Here is a 15,544-nt window from a genome sequence, read left to right on the forward strand (position 1 = left end):
GATGCACAGCCCCGAGCGGGACTGTGCATCGAACCTGTCCGCTAAGACTCCGTCAATGCCGCTTGCACCAGCGGGTGCAGCTCATCGCCAGGGTTCTCGACCCGCCACTTCATCAGTTGCTTGCGCATGACCGGCGTCCAGAAGCTCTGGATATGCTGGCGCACGCCATTCACTGCCAGCGTCTTGTCCGGCTCGCTGGAGAAGTACTGGCCAATCTGGTTGGCCATCTTGATCAGGCTTTCGGTACTCATCGACGCACCTCGGCTTTCTCGGCATGACGACGTTCGCGCAGCAGGCGCCCCTGTTCATCGCTGAAGGCCTGGTAGCGTTTCTGCCATTCCGAAGGCTGGCTGACCCGCACGATTTCCACCGCCGTCACCTTGTATTCCGGGCAGTTGGTGGCCCAGTCCGAGTTGTCGGTGGTGATCACGTTGGCACCCGACTCCGGGAAGTGGAAGGTGGTGTAGACCACCCCTGGCGCCACGCGCTCGGAGACCTTGGCGCGCAGCACGGTCTGCCCGGCACGGCTACCGATGCCGACCCAATCGCCCTCGACGATACCGCGGTTCTCGGCGTCGGTCGGATGGATCTCCAACCGGTCCTCCTCGTGCCAGGCAACGTTGTCGGTGCGTCGGGTCTGCGCGCCCACGTTGTATTGGCTGAGAATACGCCCGGTGGTCAGCAGCAATGGATAGCGACTGTTGACCTTCTCATCGGTCGGCACGTAACCGGTGAGCATGAAGCGGCCCTTGCCGCGCACGAACTCCTCGATGTGCATGATCGGCGTACCGTCCGGCGCGTCATCGTTGCACGGCCACTGCAGGCTGCCATGGCGATCCAGCTCGGCGTAGCTGACCCGGGTGAAGGTCGGCGTCAGGCGGGCAATCTCATCCATGATTTCGGAAGGATTCTTGTAGTCCATCTTGTAGCCCAGGGCTTCGGACAGGGCGATGGTGGCTTCCCAGTCGGCCTTGCCGGCCAGGGGCTCCATCACCTTGCGTACCCGGGAAATGCGGCGCTCGGCATTGGTGAACGTACCGTCCTTCTCGAGGAACGAACTGCCCGGCAGGAATACGTGGGCGAACTTGGCCGTCTCGTTGAGGAAGATGTCCTGGACCACCACGCATTCCAGGGCGCTCAAGGCCGCGGTCACGTGTTGGGTGTTCGGGTCGCTCTGGGCGATGTCCTCGCCCTGGCAATAAAGTGCCTTGAAGGACCCATCCAGTGCCGCCTCGAACATGTTCGGAATGCGCAGTCCCGGGTCGGGTTGCAAGGTCACGTTCCAGGCTTGCTCGAACTGGGCGCGTACCACCTCGTTGGAAACGTGGCGATAACCGGGCAGTTCGTGGGGGAACGAGCCCATGTCGCAGGAACCCTGCACGTTGTTCTGTCCGCGCAACGGGTTCACACCGACACCTTCGCGGCCGATGTTGCCGGTGGCCATCGCAAGGTTGGCAATGCCCATCACCGAGGTACTGCCCTGGCTGTGCTCGGTCACGCCGAGGCCATAGTAGATGGCCGCGTTGCCACCCGTGGCGTAGAGCCGCGCGGCGGCGCGGATCTGCTCGGCAGGCACGCCGCAAACCGGGCCCAGGACCTCAGGCGCGTTCTCCGGCAGGCTAACGAAGTCACGCCAGCGGGCAAAGTCCGCTGCTTCACAACGCTCGTCGACGAAAGGCTGGTTGACCAGTCCTTCGGTGACGATCACGTGAGCCAGTGCATTGAGCATCGCCACGTTGGTACCTGGGCGAAGCTGCAGGTGCAGCTCGGCGCGGGCGTGAGGCGAATCCACCAGGTCGATGCGCCGTGGGTCGATGACGATCAGCCGTGCGCCCTGGCGCAGGCGACGCTTGAGCTGGGAACCGAATACCGGGTGGGCATCGGTGGGGTTGGCGCCCATCACGAGGATCACGTCGGCCAGCATCACCGAGTCGAAGGTCTGGGTGCCGGCGGACTCGCCGAGCGTCTGCTTGAGGCCGTAGCCGGTCGGCGAATGGCAGACCCGGGCGCAGGTGTCGACGTTGTTGTTGCCGAAAGCGGCACGCACCAGCTTCTGCACCAGGTAGGTTTCTTCGTTGGTGCAGCGGCTGGAGGTGATGCCGCCGATGGAATCGCGTCCGTACTTCAGCTGGATGCGGCGGAATTCACTGGCCGCGTAATTGACGGCTTCGTCCCAGCTGACTTCCTGCCACGGATCGTTGATGTGCTTGCGGATCATCGGCTTGGTGATGCGATCCGGGTGGGTGGCGTAGCCCCAGGCGAAACGACCCTTGACGCAGGAATGGCCATGGTTGGCCTGGCCGTTCTTGTCCGGAACCATGCGCACCAGCTGGTCGCCTTTCATTTCCGCACGGAAAGAGCAGCCGACACCACAGTAGGCGCAAGTGGTGATGACGCTGCGCTCCGGCTGGCCGATTTCCACCACGCTTTTTTCCATCAGCGTGGCCGTCGGGCAGGCCTGCACGCAGGCGCCGCAGGACACGCATTCGGAATCGAGGAAATTGTCGCCGCCAGCGGCTGCCACGCGCGAATCGAAGCCGCGTCCGGTGATGGTCAGCGCGAAGGTGCCCTGGGTTTCCTCACAGGCACGCACGCAGCGGTTGCAGACGATGCATTTGCTTGGGTCGTAGTCGAAATAAGGGTTGGAGACGTCCTTCGTTTCGGCCAGGTGGTTGTCACCCTCGTAGCCATAGCGCACTTCACGCAGGCCGACCTGCCCCGCCACCGTCTGCAATTCGCAATTGCCGTTGGCCGAGCACGTCAGGCAGTCCAGCGGGTGGTCGGAGATGTACAGCTCCATCACGTTACGTCGCAGGCCGGCGAGTCGCGAGGTCTGGGTGCGTACCACCATGCCTTCGGTAACCGGCGTGGTGCACGAGGCCGGATAGCCGCGCATGCCGTCGATCTCCACCAGGCACATGCGGCAGGAGCCGAACGGCTCCAGGCTGTCGGTGGCGCAGAGTTTGGGGATGGTGGTGCCGAGCAATGCCGCGGCGCGCATCACCGAAGTCCCGGAGGGAACGGTGATTTCGCGGCCGTCGATGCTCAGGCTGACCTGCACCTCGCTTTCGCGTTCCGGGGTGCCCAGGTCGATATCGCTGGCAGGATCGAAAATATTGATCATTGGTCGGCCTCCGTGGTCGCCAGACCGAAGTCGGCAGGGAAATGCTTGAGGGCGCTGGCGACAGGATAGGACGTCATCCCACCCAAGGCACAGAGCGAACCGTATTGCAGGGTGTCGCAAAGATCCTGGAGCAACAGGACCTGTTCCTGACGGGCAGCGGCATCGGTGCTGGCGAGCAGTCGGTCCACCACTTCCACCCCACGGGTGGAGCCGATCCGGCACGGCGTGCATTTGCCGCAGGATTCTTCGGCGCAGAACTCCAGCGCGAAACGAGCCATGTGGGCCATGTCGAGGCTGTCATCGGCGACCACCACGCCGCCGTGGCCGAGCATCGCGCCCATGGCGGCGAACGCCTCGTAGTCCAGCGGCGTGTCGAATTGCGAAGGCGGCACCCAGGCGCCCAGCGGGCCACCCACCTGGGCGGCCTTCAACGGCCGACCGCTGGCGGTACCACCACCATATTCTTCCACCAGTTCCCGCAGGGTCAGGCCGAAAGCGCGTTCCACCAGGCCGCCATGACGGATGTTGCCGGCCAGTTGGAACGGCATCGTGCCCAGGGAACGGCCCATGCCGAAGTCGCGGTAGAACTGGGCGCCCTTCTCCAGGATGATCGGGACCGAGGTCAGGGTCAGCACGTTGTGGACCAGGGTCGGCAGGCCGAACAGGCCTTGCAGCGCAGGCAACGGTGGCTTGGCGCGAACCGTGCCGCGCTTGCCTTCGAGGGATTCCAGCAGGGCGGTTTCTTCACCGCAGATGTAGGCACCGGCACCCACCCGGACTTCCAGCTCGAAAGCGCGGCCACTGCCCGCCACGTTGGCGCCCAGGTAGCCGGCCTCGCGGGCGATGACCAGGGCGTCGTTCAACGTCGCGACCGCGTCCGGGTATTCCGAGCGCACATAGATGTAGCCCATGGTCGCGCCGACGGCGATACCGGCAATGATCATGCCTTCGATCAGCAGGAACGGATCGCCTTCCATCAGCATGCGGTCGGCGAATGTGCCCGAGTCGCCTTCGTCGGCGTTGCACACCACATATTTTTGCGTACCTGGTGCATCGCGCACGGTGCGCCACTTGATGCCCGCCGGGAACGCCGCGCCGCCCCGGCCGCGCAGGCCCGAGTCGAGCACGCTGGCAACCACTTGCGCACCATCCTGTTGGAGGGCGCGAGCCAGGCCCTGGAAGCCGCCATGAGCGCGGTAGTCATCCAGGGACAGCGGCCGGGTAATACCGGCGCGAGCGAATAGCAGGCGCTGTTGGCTCTTGAGATAGGGGATTTCCTCCACCGGCCCCAGGGTCAGAGGATGATTGCCGGGATCACCGGCCAGGGCGTCGAGCAACCCAGGCACGTCCGCCGGCGTGACGGGGCCGAAGCCCAAACGGCCGCTCGGGGTTTCCAGCTCCAGCAGCGGTTCCAGCCAATAGAGGCCACGGGAACTGGTGCGTTGCACCTCCAGCGGCAATTGCCGCCGCTCGGCCTCGCGCATCAGCGCAACGGCCACCGTGTCCGCGCCAACAGCACGGGCTACCGAATCGCGGGGAATGCAGAGCTTCAGCATGTGCCTTCCTCCAGGCAGCCATTGACCAACTCGCGCAGGCGCTCAGGCGTCAACCGCGCGTGCAACTGGCCGTCCAGTTCCAGGGCCGGCGAGCAGACACAGGCCCCCAGGCAATAGACCGGCCGCAGGCTGATGCTGCCATCGGCACTGGTTCCATGATCGTCAAGCGACAACTGTTCGCGCAATTGGGCAGCCAGGTGTTCGGCCCCCATGCTCTGGCAGGACTCCGCCCGGCAAAGACGCAGGGTATGGCGCGCGGGCGGCGTGGTACGGAAATCGTGGTAGAAACTGATCACCCCGCGCACTTCAGCCTGGCTGAGGTTGAGGGCATGGGCGATCTCCGGGACGGCCGCGTCGGGAACGTACCCACAGCCCTCCTGGATGGCATGAAGAATCGGCAGCAAGGCACCGGGGGTGTCCTTTTCGCGCTCCAATACACGTTGAATCAGAGGCAGGTGAAGCGTCTCATCGGGCATAAACTTACCTCGGCATCTCGAACGACACTGCTCAGGCAGTCGTCCGGAGTCTTGGCTGCGGCGTCCGGCCACGTCACGGAAGCGTGGTTATCCGGTCGCCCTCCTCGCTCTCCGGTCAGGCATCTTGGTGCGCCTGATCCGGGGCATCGTTACAGCTTGCCACTCCCGGGAACTGGCAATTGCACATGGACGACAAAACGCGTTCTGAAAGCGACTCGAGGTGAAAGTCACCCGCGCTCCACGGGAACTTGTCTTATAACCCATTGCCGGCGACTTGCACATTGGCGAAAACGGCTCTGAACCCACTCATTCAAATGTCCATGAGAATCCATCACAGAACCTGTGGGAGCGATGCTTGCTCGCGATGGCGGTGGCTCAACCTGCATCAAGACCGAATGGACAATTGCCATCGCAAAACAAGCTCAGCTCCCACAGGTTCTGTAGCGCTTTCCAGCAGTGATACCCGCTGCTACTTCAGCTCCACCAACCGCAGCGACTGCGACCCGTCCAGCGACAGGTGAATGGTGGCCGCCCGGCTAGGAAAATTCGGCGCATCGTCGTCGGTATTTTCCATGACCGGAATATCGATCAACGTCTGCTCACCCGCCGGATCGCTGACCAGTTTGGCATTGAGCTTATCGATCGAACGCCAGCTGTCCCCGCCGATGCGAATCACGTCCAGCAAGCTGTAGTGCTGCTGGCCTTCTTCGTTTTCTTCAGGGGTAAAGGCCGCCAGGTATTGGCTGTAATTGTTGCCCATGCCAAAACCTTCGATGGTGAACACTGCAAGCGTCACTTCGCTGTCCTCCCCGGTACCCAGCGTCTGCACCAACGTCGCTTCAGGGTAGCCGGTGGCGTAGCTGTCCTTGAGGAGCGCCACCAGATGCCCGACCTGTTCCTCCAGAGGTTTTGGAAGAGACTTTGGCTCGGCGGCATGAGTCAGGGTACAGGCGAGGAACAGACTGGCGGTAAGCAGGTGCAATTTCATAAGGGGAAAAATCCGAGATACGGGAGGTGAGCGCGAATAGTAGCGCATCAATAGCATGGTTGATCAGCCTGCCATTGCCCGGGCGCGGCTTGATTGAATGTGCCGCCGCTATCGCGAGCAGGCTCGCTCCCACAGGGGGATTGGTGGTGGACGCCGCTTCTGTGAACCCCTCGGAAACTGTGGGAGCGAGCCTGCTCGCGATAGCGGTGGATCAGCTTACAGAAGGGAATCACGCCGACGTCGACGCGCGATGCCTCAACGCCAGGGTCATCCGCTGCAGCAACTCGCTTTCCGAAAACGGCTTGTGCAGAACCGGATACCCGGCGAAATCGTCCGGAACTCCGCTGGCACCGTATCCGGTGCTGAACAAGAACGGGATGCCACGATTGCGCAGGATCTCGGCCACCGGAAAAACCCGCTCGCCGGCCAGGTTGACGTCCAGGATAGCCAGGTCGACGAGTGCTGTACTTGCCTGATCCTGGGCGGTGGCGAGCCGGGCCACCGAAGCCACGACTTCGCAGCCGAAATCCTCCAGCATTTCCTCGATCAACATGGCAACCGCGCCTTCGTCTTCGACGACGAGCACCCTGACGCCAGCGAATGGAGGCATGCCTAGGCTCCGATCAGAAACGAGAAACGACAGCAAACGCCCTCCGGGGCGAACATCAGGTCGAACTTGCCGCCCAGGTCACGCTCGATGCAGCGCTTCATCAACCGTGACCCCAGCCCTTCGCGCTCCGGTCGAGCCACGGGCGGGCCGTCCTGCTCGCGCCAGTCCAGGGTCAACAAGGTGCCGTTGGGTTGGGGTTGCAGGTCCCAGGTCACCAAAAGCGTACCCGTCTCGACGGACATCGAGCCATATTTGAGCGCGTTGATCGCCAGTTCGTTGAGAGTCATCGTGAAGTTGAGCGCCACCCGGGTGCCGACGTCGATACTCGCGCCTTCGATCGTGATGCGATCGGGCTCGAGCCCGAAGACCGGCATCAGCACCTCATTGGCCAGGGCGTCCAGGGGAGTACTTTCCCAGTGCCGCTTCGTCAGCAGGTCATGGGCCCGCGACAGCGCCAGCAACCGGGCTTCGAACCGCCGATAGCCATCTTTCGCATCCTCGGCGTTACGTGCGGTCTGGGCCGCCAGGGATTGCACCGTGGCCAAGGTGTTCTTGACCCGGTGATTGAGCTCGTCGATCAAGGTCTTCTGGCGGTTTTCCGCTTGCTTGCGCTCGGTAATATCCACCAGCATGTTGATCGCGCCCACAACGTTGCCATCGGCGTCATGCAGGGGCGTGGGATAGGGATTGAACGGCACACGGGTTCCATCCGGCCGTTCGGCGATAGCCTCGGCACCTCGAATCGCCCGGTTTTCCTTCAACGCCACCGCCATGGGGCATTGGTCGTGGGGAAGCGGACTTCCGTCGGTGTTGAACAGCTTCCAGGTCACGCACCACATATCGCCCAATTCGGGCGTGCGTCCCGACAGCTCGACAGCCGCACGGTTATAGAAAGTGATACGGCCTTCTGCATCAGTGGTGTAGACCGCAGCGGGCATTGCTTCGAGTACATTGCGCAGTTGCCGCTCGCTCTCGCGAACCTGGTCTTCCATGCGCTGCGCAAGGGTGACGTCCTGCAACACCCGCACGCCATAGCGGAACTCGCCGTCGGCATCGCGTACCGACGAACTGTGGATGTCGAGGTAGACGATCTCGCCATCGAGCTTGAACGCGCGCTTGCGCAGCACGTAATTGTCCAGTTCGCCGGCAACCTGGCGTGCGTACAGGGCCGCGTCCTGCCCGACGCTGTCCGGATGGGTATAGTCCAGGAATGTCATCGCCAGCAGTTGTTCGCGAGTACGGCCCAGCATACGGCAGAGGGCATCGTTTACCCGCAGCAGGCGACCGTCCTCGTCGGCCTCGGCAATGCCGATGGTCGCCGCCTCGTAGGTGGCCGAAAGCCTGTCGTCGCTCTCCTGGCGCGCCGCCTCGGCGACATGAACACAAGTCATGTCAATGGTGAAACAGCGGGTATTGAAGAGTTTTCCTTCCTCGAACCGTCCATTCGACGTGATCGAGACATACTTGATGGAACCATCCTTGGCCCGCAAGCGCGCCGGATAGCTCTCCAGGCAATCACCGCTGCCCAGTTTATTGAGAATGTCGCCAATGACCGGCTCATCGACATGAAACTCGGCGATAGGACGACCGATGTACTCCTCTTCCGAGTAACCCAGCAGGGCCAGTTCGGCCTTGTTGGCGCGCAGGATGACGCCCTCGCCACTGACGATATGCAAGCCCACGGCGCTGTTTTCGAAGAAATCTTCGAGGTCGGCGCTCTTGCGCCGAAGCTCCTCGGCCATGGCGTGCTGTGCGGATATGTCCTGGAAGCAATTGATCGCCCCTTGAACGACGCCGCACCGGTCTCTCAGGGCGCGGATGTTCATGAGTGCCACGAATCGCGACCCGTCCGGACGCTGGATGACGATTTCCTGGTTGCGCGTCACACTCCCCGTTCGGAGCGCCGAGGCCGTCGGGCAATCCTCGAACGCCAGCGGCGTACCATCGGTCAGGAACAATCGATGAGAACCACAGAAGCGATCGCCGTTCACACCGAGTTCCGGCCTGCGCCCCCACAATTCAGTCGCCTCACTGTTGTACCTGACGAGCCAACCCTCGCGGTCGCACAGATACACCGCACCGGGAATGGCTTCGAGCGCATTCGTGCCAATCGAAACCAGGCTGTCGTACTCGCTCGGCGCCAGCGTTTCCCTGGGAAGTTCTTCAACGTTCGACATCAGTGATCCTCGATCCACCTGGCTAACCTGCCTTGCTGTCCATCGCCCCCTGTGTGTATCCGGACCGGCTCATCCGGCCCAAATAACGCAGTCTGAATTCAGGTGGGGAGTACCTTGCATACAACTACAATGGATTCTAGATCCCTATTCGCCGTATGAGTTCAGGTTAACTTGGCACCACAGTCCCTGCGTCTCGAAAACCGAACAATGTTCGCGGCGCGTGCACCATCAACGCCTGCATCAGCGTCGCCGAACACCCCAGCGCGCGCAACTGCCCCATTACCGTCTCGAAGCCAACGGTTTGTTCATGCTGAGTATGCGGCCAGTCACTGCCCCATACCAGCCGGCGCGGGCCGAAACTCTGCTCCAGCAAAGCCAAGGAGACGCGGGCGAATTCGAGGTTCTGGTGATCGGTCCCGGCCAATCGGTAGATGCCTGACACTTTCATCCATACTTGTCCGCTCGAGCCCAGCGCCAGCAACTCGGTAAAACCCGGTTGCTCGAGCCCCAGGCGCGAGTTCGGGCGACCGAAGTGATCGACCACCAGCCTGATGTCAAACGGCAGCAGTTGGCGAATCAGTCCTGGCAGGTCCTCCACGCTGCGGTGCAACTCGACATGCCAGTCCAACTCAGCCAAGTGGCCGAAGAAGCCCTGCCAGGCCGCGTCGCGAAAATCAGGCAGCTCCTTGCCCATCAGATTCAGACGAACGCCGACCACGCCCAGGCGAGCCATGTTATCCATCTCGGTACGGCTGGCGTCCCGCTCCAGTACCACGACCCCACGCAATTGCCGCGGTGCCTGCTGGAGCGCGGCCAGCAGATAGCGGTTATCCGTGCCGAGGAAACTTGGCTGCACCAGGACGCCATGGCTCAGGCCATGGGCTTGCAGGTGTTGCAGATACTGGCCGAGCGTCGCGTCATAGTCAGGTGTGTAGCGCCGCTCGGAAGTCAACTCCAGCCCTCGGCTGAACACATGGGCATGGGAGTCGATGCCGGTGATCGGGGTAGAAAACGCGTCAGGCATGGGCACGCTCGTTACCGTCAGCCGGGGCATTTGCCGGCGCAGTGGCGGCTTCAAGGTGGCGTCCGCGGGTTTCCGGAAGACACAGTGCCGCGAGCACCGCTACGCCGTAGGCAATCCCTGCGTCAATGCCAATGGCTGATCCCAGGGACATGGAATCGCTCATGTGGCCGACCAGAAAAGGAAACACCGCCGAAAGCACCCGGCCGAAGTTGTAGCAGAACCCCACGCCGGCGCCGCGTACATCCGCCGGGTACAATTCGTTGAACAACGCACCAAGGCTCGCCGGAATGCCGGCGGCAAAGAAGCCGAGCGGAAACCCCAGGAACAGCATCTGCGTGTTGCTCAGCGGCAGGAACACGTAGCACTGCACCGTCACCACGCAGCACAGCGCGAACAGCACGATGTTCTTGCGACGACCAATGCGATCGATCAACAAGCCGCTGACCACGCAACCACACCAGAAGGCGAAGATGATAACCGCCAGATAGCCGCCGGAGTTGAGCACCGACAGGTTGCGTTCGGTCTTGAGGAAGGTCGGCAGCCAGGTCATCACCGCGTGATAACCGCCATGGGCTCCCAGCCCCAGCAACCCGCCGAACAGCGTCACGCGGATCAATTCAGGGCGAAAGATGCCAGCCAGGGATTTGAAGAAACTCTGCGGGATGGCCTGTTCTTTTTGCAGGCGCTGGAAACTGTCCGGTTCCTCGACATTGCGCCGGACCCAAATGATCAGGAACGACGGCAGCAGGCCGACGATGAACATCACCCGCCAGGCCATGTCCTGGGGCACGAACGAGTAGATCAGCGTGAAGACCCCGACCGCCAGCCCCCAACCCACTGCCCAGGCGCTTTGTACCGTGCCCATGACTTTGCCGCGGTACTTGGGATTGATGGTTTCGGCCATCAGCACCGCACCGGCGGCCCACTCTCCACCGATGCCGAAGCCCTGCAACGCCTTGACGACCAACAGCTGGTGAAACCCGGTGACGAACGCGGACAGGAAGGTGAAGAACGAGAACCACAGAATCATCCATTGCAGCGTGCGCACCCGGCCGTAGCGGTCCGACAACGTGCCGCCGACCCAGCCGCCGAGAGCCGAGGTCACCAGGGTCACGCCGCTGATCAACCCCGCATCCCCCTTGGACAAGGCAAACGCAGCGATCAGCGCCGGTATCGCCAGGCCGAACATCTGCACTTCCAGCGCGTCGAGCGACCATCCGCCGAAACAGGCCCAGAACGTTTTGCGCTCCCGCGCAGTGACTTGGCGATACCAGCTGAACATGATTCTTATCCTTATAAGCAGAACGAAAGGCAGCCGAGAGCGAACCGCGCCGCTACAGGGCCAGTGATGGCAAATACAACGGTGAAAGCTGCGGCTAACGACGCGCCGCCGGGTGTCCCGTTAATCCGGCATGGTCAACGGATTTCCACGCTGTAGCGGAAATGCTCGGCATGCCCGCGAGAGCGTCGCCACTCCAGTGGGTTGCCGGCGTAGTCCCGCGCCAGGCGCTCGATCACCACGACCGCGCTGTTGACCGGCACCTGCAGCAAACGCGCGTGAACGTCATTCACCGATTCGGCAGTGAGGGTTTCTTCGGCATAGGCGACTACCTGGCCGCAGGTTTCTTCGTAGATGGGATAAAGCAGCGGCCCTTTCTGGCTCAGGTCGATGTCGAGCAGCGGTTGAAAGCGACTGCGTGGCAACCAGATCTCTTCGGCAAGCACCGGCTCGACCTCCAGCAGACGCACACGAACGATGCGGATCACCGGCGCGTCGACGGGTAATCCCAATGCCTGCGCCACCGCCGATGGGGCAGCCACCGGTTCGACGGACAGGATACGACTCTCTGGAACCCGCCGTTCGCCCGACGCACTTTGAAACCGGAAGAAGCGGAACAACGAAGACTGGAACTGAGGCCGTCGAATGAAAGTACCGCGCCCTTGCTGACGCTCGAGGATGCCCTCGCTGACCAACGCATCGACCGCCTTGCGCACGGTGCCGGTAGACAACTGATACTCCGCCGAAAGCGCCGCCTCAGTGGGAATCGCTTCTCCCGGACGCCAGCGATTATTGGCGATCTGCTCAGCCAACTGGTCGCGCAGACGTTGATAAAGCGGCAAGCGGACATCGCTGGGAAGGGCTTTCATCGACTTTATTCACCTTGTTATCTAGTCATATATATGAATATGCGCCGAGTATTCGCCCCGACCACGAGGTTGTCAAGAATGGGTTCAGGAGAGAACTGACGAATGGCGCGGCTCGCGTACACTACGCTTGCCCGGAATCCATGAACGGAGAAGCTTGATGAGCGTCGACTGGCTGAATTTCACACCTTGGTCATCCCTTGCGGGCGGCGCCTTGATCGGCCTGGCCGCCAGCCTGTTCGTGGTTGCAAATGGGCGCATTGCCGGGGTCAGCGGGTTGATTGGCGGCCTCTTGCAGCGCAGCCGCGAGGGTGCAAGCGAGAAGGTGCTGTTTCTCCTGGGGTTGCTCGTTGCTCCGCTTGTATGGGGTTTGTTCGCCTTCGTGCCACGGATCGAATTCCAGACCGGTTGGGTCGGGCTGGTTGTCGCAGGTTTGTTGGTCGGTATCGGCACCCGCTACGGCTCGGGCTGCACCAGCGGTCACGGCGTGTGCGGCATTTCACGGCTCTCGCCGCGGTCGATGGTCGCCACGGCGTGTTTCATGCTCTGCGGCTTCGTGACGGTATTTGTCCTGCGCCATGGGTTGGGAGCTTGATCATGCGCAAACTGACTGCGTTCGTGGCCGGCCTGCTGTTCGGCATCGGCTTGTTGCTGGCGGGCATGAACAACCCGACCAAGGTGTTGGCTTTCCTCGATTTGAGTGGCGCCTGGGACCCGTCACTGGCTTTGGTGATGGTCGGGGCGATTGGCGTTGCCATCGGACCGCTGGCCTGGGCGAGCCGGCAATCGCGCTCGCTGCTGGGAGCCACGATGCAGTTACCGGTCAAGCGCGAACTGGACCGGCGCCTGATCGGCGGCAGCCTGGTGTTCGGCGTCGGCTGGGGCATCGCGGGCATCTGCCCCGGCCCCGCCGTGACCACCCTGCTGACCGGACATTGGCAGATTGTTGTCTTCACCTTGGCCATGCTGGCGGGCATGGCGGTGTTTTCTGTATTGGAAAACCGATCGCGCCGTTGATCAATGATCCGCGTGACGGGGCAATGCCATGGAGATCACCGCGGCGAGCAAGACAAAACCGCTGGAAATCCATAGGCATGCTTCCAGCCCCTGAACCTGATAGACCCAACCGGAAAGCAGCGTGCCGATTAACCGGCCCATGGCGTTGGACATGTAGTAAAAGCCCACGTCCAGCGACACGCCATCCTCCTTGGCATAGGACACGATCAGGTAGCTGTGCAAGGACGAATTCACCGCGAACAACGCACCGAACACCGCCAGTCCGCCGAGCAGCACCATCTGCTGCGACAGCCCGGTGCCCAGGCCCAGCGCAATAGCCATCGGCAGGCCCGCCAGGGCCAGCGCCCAGAGGAACGCGCCGCGGCCGTCCGGTACATGCCCGCGCTTTTTACCGGTGACGTAGGGCGCGCATGACTGCACGAGGCCGTAGCCGATCACCCAGGCGGCGAGGAAACCGCCGACCTTCCAGAAGTCCCAGCCGAAGACGCTGCTCAGGTAGACCGGCAAGGCCACCACGAACCAGACGTCGCGGGCACCGAACAGGAACAGCCGTGCCGCCGACAGGAGGTTGATCGCGCGACTCTTGGACAGCAGGTCGCGGAACCTGGGCTTGGCTTTCGCCTTGCCCAGGTCCCTCTCCAGCAGGATCAGGCTGCCGATCCAGATCAGCCCCAACACACTGGCCATCGCCAGCAGCGCGCCCCTGAACCCCAGCGACGCCAACAAGGCGCCACCGAGGAAAAACCCCACGCCCTTGAGGGCATTCTTCGAGCCGGTGAGCACTGCCACCCACCGGTAGAGCGTGCCCTGTTGCCCGTCGGGGACCAAAAGCTTGAGGGTGCTTTTGGCACTCATCTTGTTCAGGTCCTTGGCGATACCGGACAGGGCCTGGGCCGCCATGACCCAGGGAACGCTCAGCCACACCGTCGGCACCGTCAACATGAGCAAGGCCACGACCTGCATCCCCAGGCCGATGTTCATGGTTCGGTTCAAACCGAGCCGGGCCCCCAGATAGCCGCCCACCAGGTTGGTGATGACGCCGAACAGTTCGTAGAACAGGAACAACGCGGCAATCTGCAGCGGGCTGTAGCCCAACGCGTGAAAGTGCAGCACCACCAACATGCGCAAGGCACCGTCGGTGAGGGTGAACGCCCAGTAGTTACCCGTGACGAGCAAATACTGCCGCACTTCTGGCGCAAGGGCCGCCAGTGTCCTCATGGATGCCCGGCCAGACCGACCATCCGCGCCAGCTCGACGGTACGGTTGGCATAGCCCCACTCATTGTCGTACCAGGCATAGAGCTTGACCTGGGTACCGTTGACAACCAGGGTCGACAGCGCATCGATGATGGATGACCTTGGGTCGGTCCGGTAGTCGATGGACACCAGCGGCCGCTCTTCGAAACCGAGGATGCCTTTCAATTCGTTCTCGGCGGCGTCCTTGAGCCATTGATTCACTTCCTCTACCGTGGTGGCTCGCTCGACCTCGAAGACGCAATCGGTCAGCGACGCATTGGCCAGTGGCACCCGCACGGCGTGGCCGTTCAGGCGCCCACGCAATTCGGGGAAGATTTCCGCGATGGCGGTGGCCGAGCCGGTGCTGGTGGGGATCAGGCTCATGCCCGAGGCGCGGGCGCGGCGCAGGTCCTTGTGGGGTTGATCGAGCAGGCTCTGGGTGTTGGTCAGGTCATGGATGGTGGTGATCGAGCCGTGGCGGATGCCGAGTTTTTCGTGGATGACCTTGACCACCGGGGCCAGGCAGTTGGTGGTGCAGGAGGCGGCGGTGACAATGGGGTGTTCGGCGGCTTTGAACAGGTGGTGATTGACACCCATGACGATGTTCAGCGCGCCCTTTTCCTTCACCGGCGCGCTCACCACCACACGTTTCACGCCTTGGTCGAGGTAAGCCTGGAGCACGGCGACGGTCTTCATCCTGCCGCTGGCCTCGATCACCAGATCGCAGGCTGACCAGTCGGTGTCGGCGATGGTCTTGTTGGCCGTCACCTTGACCCGCCGGCCCTCGATGACGATGTCGTTGCCGTCTGCGTCGGCCTGGTGATTCCAGCGGCCGTGCACGGAGTCGAAGTTCAACAGATGCGCATGGGTGGCCGCATCACCGGCCGGGTCGTTGACCTGTACAAACTCGAATTCGGGCCAATGCCAGGCAGCCCGCATCGCGAGACGACCGATCCGGCCAAAACCATTGATGCCCACTTTGATCGTCATGTTGTCTGGCTCATATGCGAAAAGCCGAATATATGTTTTACCGTATGTAATGGGAAGCCCCCCGCGCCGGTATTGCGGGGGCAAATTGGAGAGCGGTGGATCAGGTAGCTGAATGTTGGATGTGCCGCCGTCATCGCGAGCAGGCTCGCTCCCACAGGGGCCCTGCGTCGCACAAAAGCAATGCATCCACCACCGATCCAAT

At 62.4% G+C, this 15,544-nt stretch carries 14 protein-coding genes; 2 read left to right on the forward strand and 12 right to left on the reverse strand.

The window, feature by feature from the left end:
- Window positions 1-41: 41 nt before the first annotated feature.
- The 10 genes from N005_RS23070 to N005_RS23115 form a co-directional block, all read right to left on the reverse strand.
- A complete protein-coding gene (locus N005_RS23070; RefSeq protein ID WP_047703299.1) occupies window positions 42-251 on the reverse strand; it encodes a formate dehydrogenase subunit delta in 210 nt (69 codons plus the stop codon).
- Window positions 248-3,124: a formate dehydrogenase subunit alpha gene (fdhF, locus tag N005_RS23075; RefSeq protein WP_047703300.1), complete on the reverse strand. Its 2,877-nt coding sequence runs from the start codon at window positions 3,122-3,124 to the stop codon at window positions 248-250. The genes N005_RS23070 and fdhF overlap by 4 nt, the downstream gene beginning before the upstream one ends.
- Window positions 3,121-4,680 (reverse strand): formate dehydrogenase beta subunit, encoded by a 1,560-nt coding sequence (locus N005_RS23080; protein WP_047703301.1) that lies wholly within the window; start codon window positions 4,678-4,680, stop codon window positions 3,121-3,123. Before N005_RS23080 ends, fdhF begins: the two co-directional genes overlap by 4 nt.
- Entirely contained in the window at window positions 4,674-5,156 is a 483-nt protein-coding gene (locus N005_RS23085) for a formate dehydrogenase subunit gamma (protein ID WP_047703302.1), read from the reverse strand. Before N005_RS23085 ends, N005_RS23080 begins: the two co-directional genes overlap by 7 nt.
- A gap of 469 nt (window positions 5,157-5,625) precedes the next feature.
- Window positions 5,626-6,144: a hypothetical protein gene (locus N005_RS23090; RefSeq protein WP_047703303.1), complete on the reverse strand. Its 519-nt coding sequence runs from the start codon at window positions 6,142-6,144 to the stop codon at window positions 5,626-5,628.
- A gap of 229 nt (window positions 6,145-6,373) precedes the next feature.
- Window positions 6,374-6,754, reverse strand: coding sequence for a response regulator (locus N005_RS23095; RefSeq protein ID WP_047703304.1), 381 nt, complete (start codon window positions 6,752-6,754; stop codon window positions 6,374-6,376).
- Between the two features lie 2 nt (window positions 6,755-6,756).
- Window positions 6,757-8,931 (reverse strand): PAS domain-containing sensor histidine kinase, encoded by a 2,175-nt coding sequence (locus N005_RS23100; RefSeq protein ID WP_047703305.1) that lies wholly within the window; start codon window positions 8,929-8,931, stop codon window positions 6,757-6,759.
- A gap of 166 nt (window positions 8,932-9,097) precedes the next feature.
- Window positions 9,098-9,955 (reverse strand): amidohydrolase family protein, encoded by an 858-nt coding sequence (locus N005_RS23105; protein ID WP_047703306.1) that lies wholly within the window; start codon window positions 9,953-9,955, stop codon window positions 9,098-9,100.
- The gene (locus N005_RS23110) at window positions 9,948-11,237 is read right to left on the reverse strand and encodes an MFS transporter (RefSeq protein ID WP_047703307.1); all 1,290 of its coding nucleotides are present in this window, start codon (window positions 11,235-11,237) and stop codon (window positions 9,948-9,950) included. Before N005_RS23110 ends, N005_RS23105 begins: the two co-directional genes overlap by 8 nt.
- Before the next feature lie 134 nt (window positions 11,238-11,371).
- Window positions 11,372-12,103 (reverse strand): GntR family transcriptional regulator, encoded by a 732-nt coding sequence (locus N005_RS23115; RefSeq protein ID WP_047703308.1) that lies wholly within the window; start codon window positions 12,101-12,103, stop codon window positions 11,372-11,374.
- Between the two features lie 157 nt (window positions 12,104-12,260).
- On the opposite strand from N005_RS23115, the gene N005_RS23120 reads away from it, so the two are divergent.
- Together N005_RS23120 and N005_RS23125 are read left to right on the forward strand one after the other, a co-directional pair.
- Window positions 12,261-12,695, forward strand: coding sequence for a YeeE/YedE family protein (locus tag N005_RS23120; RefSeq protein ID WP_047703309.1), 435 nt, complete (start codon window positions 12,261-12,263; stop codon window positions 12,693-12,695).
- Between the two features lie 2 nt (window positions 12,696-12,697).
- Window positions 12,698-13,117 carry a DUF6691 family protein gene (locus N005_RS23125; protein WP_047703310.1) on the forward strand — a complete coding sequence of 140 codons (420 nt, stop codon included), beginning with the start codon at window positions 12,698-12,700 and terminating at the stop codon, window positions 13,115-13,117.
- Here N005_RS23125 and arsJ read toward each other — a convergent pair whose 3' ends face one another.
- Together arsJ and N005_RS23135 are read right to left on the reverse strand one after the other, a co-directional pair.
- On the reverse strand, window positions 13,118-14,335 hold the full coding sequence (arsJ, locus tag N005_RS23130) for an organoarsenical effux MFS transporter ArsJ (RefSeq protein ID WP_047703311.1): 1,218 nt from the start codon (window positions 14,333-14,335) through the stop codon (window positions 13,118-13,120). It abuts the gene before it with no gap.
- Window positions 14,332-15,342 carry an ArsJ-associated glyceraldehyde-3-phosphate dehydrogenase gene (locus tag N005_RS23135; protein WP_047703312.1) on the reverse strand — a complete coding sequence of 337 codons (1,011 nt, stop codon included), beginning with the start codon at window positions 15,340-15,342 and terminating at the stop codon, window positions 14,332-14,334. Before N005_RS23135 ends, arsJ begins: the two co-directional genes overlap by 4 nt.
- Window positions 15,343-15,544 lie beyond the last annotated feature (202 nt).

Origin of the sequence: Pseudomonas mediterranea CFBP 5447 (assembly GCF_000774145.1) — a bacterium.
In the GTDB taxonomy this organism is placed as follows: Bacteria; Pseudomonadota; Gammaproteobacteria; order Pseudomonadales; family Pseudomonadaceae; genus Aquipseudomonas; species Aquipseudomonas mediterranea.

Bases quoted from the DNA above. Each gene is read 5' to 3' on its own strand.
- N005_RS23105 (WP_047703306.1), bottom strand. From the start codon at position 9,955: ATGCCTGACGCGTTTTCTACCCCGATCACCGGCATCGACTCCCATGCC.
- arsJ (WP_047703311.1), bottom strand. From the start codon at position 14,335: ATGAGGACACTGGCGGCCCTTGCGCCAGAAGTGCGGCAGTATTTGCTC.
- N005_RS23070 (WP_047703299.1), bottom strand. From the start codon at position 251: ATGAGTACCGAAAGCCTGATCAAGATGGCCAACCAGATTGGCCAGTAC.
- N005_RS23115 (WP_047703308.1), bottom strand. From the start codon at position 12,103: ATGAAAGCCCTTCCCAGCGATGTCCGCTTGCCGCTTTATCAACGTCTG.
- N005_RS23125 (WP_047703310.1), top strand. From the start codon at position 12,698: ATGCGCAAACTGACTGCGTTCGTGGCCGGCCTGCTGTTCGGCATCGGC.
- fdhF (WP_047703300.1), bottom strand. From the start codon at position 3,124: ATGATCAATATTTTCGATCCTGCCAGCGATATCGACCTGGGCACCCCG.
- N005_RS23090 (WP_047703303.1), bottom strand. From the start codon at position 6,144: ATGAAATTGCACCTGCTTACCGCCAGTCTGTTCCTCGCCTGTACCCTG.
- N005_RS23110 (WP_047703307.1), bottom strand. From the start codon at position 11,237: ATGTTCAGCTGGTATCGCCAAGTCACTGCGCGGGAGCGCAAAACGTTC.
- N005_RS23120 (WP_047703309.1), top strand. From the start codon at position 12,261: ATGAGCGTCGACTGGCTGAATTTCACACCTTGGTCATCCCTTGCGGGC.
- N005_RS23080 (WP_047703301.1), bottom strand. From the start codon at position 4,680: ATGCTGAAGCTCTGCATTCCCCGCGATTCGGTAGCCCGTGCTGTTGGC.
- N005_RS23135 (WP_047703312.1), bottom strand. From the start codon at position 15,342: ATGACGATCAAAGTGGGCATCAATGGTTTTGGCCGGATCGGTCGTCTC.
- N005_RS23095 (WP_047703304.1), bottom strand. From the start codon at position 6,754: ATGCCTCCATTCGCTGGCGTCAGGGTGCTCGTCGTCGAAGACGAAGGC.
- N005_RS23100 (WP_047703305.1), bottom strand. From the start codon at position 8,931: ATGTCGAACGTTGAAGAACTTCCCAGGGAAACGCTGGCGCCGAGCGAG.
- N005_RS23085 (WP_047703302.1), bottom strand. From the start codon at position 5,156: ATGCCCGATGAGACGCTTCACCTGCCTCTGATTCAACGTGTATTGGAG.